The 2,765-nt window shown below is 65.4% G+C and carries 2 protein-coding genes and 1 pseudogene; 1 reads left to right on the top strand and 2 read right to left on the bottom strand.

Annotated elements, in window-relative coordinates; all coding sequences use genetic code 11:
• Both ACWCO3_RS33600 and ACWCO3_RS33595 read right to left on the bottom strand, forming a co-directional pair.
• Window positions 1–904, bottom strand: a 904-nt coding sequence (locus ACWCO3_RS33600) for a WXG100 family type VII secretion target (RefSeq protein WP_450013973.1), incomplete at its 3' end; no start/stop codon positions are given.
• Window positions 905–911: 7 nt separating this feature from the next.
• Window positions 912–1,145 carry a hypothetical protein gene (locus tag ACWCO3_RS33595; protein WP_450013971.1) on the bottom strand — a complete coding sequence of 78 codons (234 nt, stop codon included), beginning with the start codon at window positions 1,143–1,145 and terminating at the stop codon, window positions 912–914.
• 547 nt (window positions 1,146–1,692) lie between these two features.
• On the opposite strand from ACWCO3_RS33595, the pseudogene ACWCO3_RS33590 reads away from it, so the two are divergent.
• A pseudogene (locus tag ACWCO3_RS33590) lies at window positions 1,693–2,366 on the top strand (GmrSD restriction endonuclease domain-containing protein).
• The last annotated feature ends 399 nt before the right edge of the window (window positions 2,367–2,765 follow it).

Here is a 2,765-nt window from a genome sequence, read left to right as displayed (position 1 = left end):
CGACGCCGTAGCCGACGATCGCGCCGACCCCGCTCGCCGAGGTGACGGTGCCGGCGGCGGCGGCGACACCGATGATGATGGCGCCGTCGATGAGGCTCTTGACAACGCCGCCGATGGCTTCTCCGGCGGACCAGACGGCGTCGGCCATTTCTCGGTATGCCTTGCTGATTGCGGAAAGAGGAGTGTGGAGGTCGGCGGTGGCGTTGGCCGTGGTCGTGAAGTAGCGGAAGGCTCCGTCGCCAGCGATACCTTGCCAGAGGGGATGCAGGGTGGTGGTGCCGGACTGGATGTTGTAGGCCAAGTCATGGAGGGAGCCACCGATGTTGTCGACCACGGGTGCCATCTTGGCCAGGGCTTCCCAGTCCCCGGAGACCTGGCTCTGGAGCCTGCCGATGGGGTCGAAGCCGAAGACGTGGTTGAACACCTCGTTGACCCAGTTTGTCGGGCTGATGTAGTCCATCCAGCCCAGCGAGTTCGCTGGCTTGTCCGGGTCGCCCGGGGTGTCGAGGTGCCCGCGTACGTCGCGGACGTCGATGAAGTTCGCGGGAGCGCAGGGGTTGTTCGCCAGTTCCAGTTCAAGGGCGGTGATGCAACGGTCGCCTGCTGGCGGCAGGGCCCCGTCAAGGCGGTCGGCGTTGGCCAGGTCGGTCGTGCGGTAGTAAACAGCAGCGGCCCGTAGCTCGGGAGCAGAGTTTTCTAGTAGGCAGGCGAGCCGGTTGAGGGTGCCGTTGATGACCTCCACCGCCTGCTCGTGCGCTGCTTTGGCGATCTCAACCTGTTCGCCACCGGTCGCGACGTCAGCGTGACGGTTGAGGTAGCTACGCATTGCCCACACGTCCACGGCGGCGCGATCGACCTGGCGGGCGAAGCTGACCAAGGCTTGCGGCTCGACGGACAGCGTCATCGGTGCCCTAGCCCGTGATGAAAAGGCCGGTCACGCCTACGACGGCCAGGACGACGCCGGCAGCGAGTACGTAGAGCCGCGGACGCGGCTCGCGAACGACATAGGTGGAGAGCCCGAACGCGCCACTGAGGATCGAGATGGCGTACCACGGGAAAGTCGTCGGGGTGGGTTGACCGATGAAGAGCATCCAGGTGGCCATGACCGCGACGAAGATCGTGGCGTAGGCGACGGCCTGTCGCATGTTCCGGTATGCGGTGTGCTGCAATCGGGAGACTGACGTGCGGTAAGCCTCCGCCGCGGCAGCGCGTTCACCTTCACTGACCTGTCGCCGTCTGTTACGGCTATCAGACCTCCGGCCCCCACTCATGCCGCCGAAGATACCGTGACTGTCATGGCTTCGCTGCCCTGTGTAAGGTCACACCCGTGCGCCATCGGTGGTGCGAGCAGTTAGACCGATGGAGCGGACACGGGGGAGCAGCAAGGCGGCGTCAGCCTTGACGCGGGTCGGACTCAAGTTAGTTGACTGACGACTCCTCGCACCTGCTCGTCGAGCACGTAGCCGCCGGCCGCTGACGCAGCGTCCGTCAAGGTGTCGGGCCGCCCGATCGTCTGAGAGTCGAAACCATCGATGCTGGATGGGAGCGTCGCCAGTCGCAGAGGGGTGCGGGGTCTGGATACGCCAGATACTCAATGACTGGACGGACGCCCTTTACGGGCGGGCATGACCTTCGATCGACATGATCGGTCGAGACGGTTGCCGTCCACTCTTTGACGAGAGGCTGCCGCTAATGCCGATCGCATCCCCTGTCACTCTCTCCTGGCGTGCCATGCACCGCGCTGCCGCTATCGCGGTGGTCGCTCTCGTGGGTACATGCCTGGCCGCCGTGAACGCGCACTGGCTTCGGCCACGCCTTCCGGCATCCCGTCGAAGGCAACGGCCCAGTCGCAGCTCAACGCCCTGACCGTGGCAGCCCAGAGCTCGACCAGTGGCTATTCGCGGGAGCTGTTTCCGCACTGGATCACGGTCAGCGGTAGCTGCAACATTCGCGAGCAGGTCCTCAAGCGTGACGGCACCTCTGTAGTCGTCGACAGCTCCTGCGCCGCTACCTCGGGTCGCTGGTACAGCCCATATGACGGTGCGACCTGGTCGGCGGCCTCCGATGTCGACATCGACCACGTCGTGCCGCTGGCCGAAGCGTGGCGCTCCGGCGCCCACTCCCGGACGACGAGCCGCCGGCAGAGCTTCGCCAACGACCTGACCCGCCCGCAGCTAATCGCGGTGACGGACAACGTCAATCAGTCGAAGGGCGACTAGGACGCCTCCACTTGGCAGCCGCCCCTGTCGTCGTACCGGTGCACCTACAGCAAGATGTGGATTACCGTGAAGTACAGCTGGAGCCTCACCCTGCAGTCCTCGGAGAAGTCCGCGCTACAGAGCATGCTCAACACCTGTTCCTCCTGACAACGCGCGCCACCCGGCCGGCTGCGCCAACGATGCAGGCAGGCCGGCTGGGTCGCGCTCCATTGGACCCGACGCGACGGTGAGCATTGACCGGTACGTGTCCGGCTCTCTGCTCTCGACGGGTAGCCACGGCAATGCCTGACGCAGCCGGCATTCCAGGCCAGCGGTATCGGAAGGCACGAGGCTGATCACAGTGCTGAGGACCCCGAACCGTTCGGCGGCCCGAGAGAGAGCCGGTCGAACATAATTGCCGAAATCCTCTCTTCAGGATCAAGGCGCTCCGCGCGGCGCGGGCCGGGGCGCGGCCGAACTGACGGCGGCTACCGCAGCTATCGGTGATCCTGGTCTGGGAGATCTACGTACGTGCCGAACGGCTCGACGGATCCGTCCCAACCACTC

It is taken from the genome of Micromonospora sp. NPDC002411 (assembly GCF_053592955.1).
The sequence above is the reverse complement of the archived record's forward strand: the minus strand, read 5'-3'. Positions and strand labels throughout refer to the sequence as shown.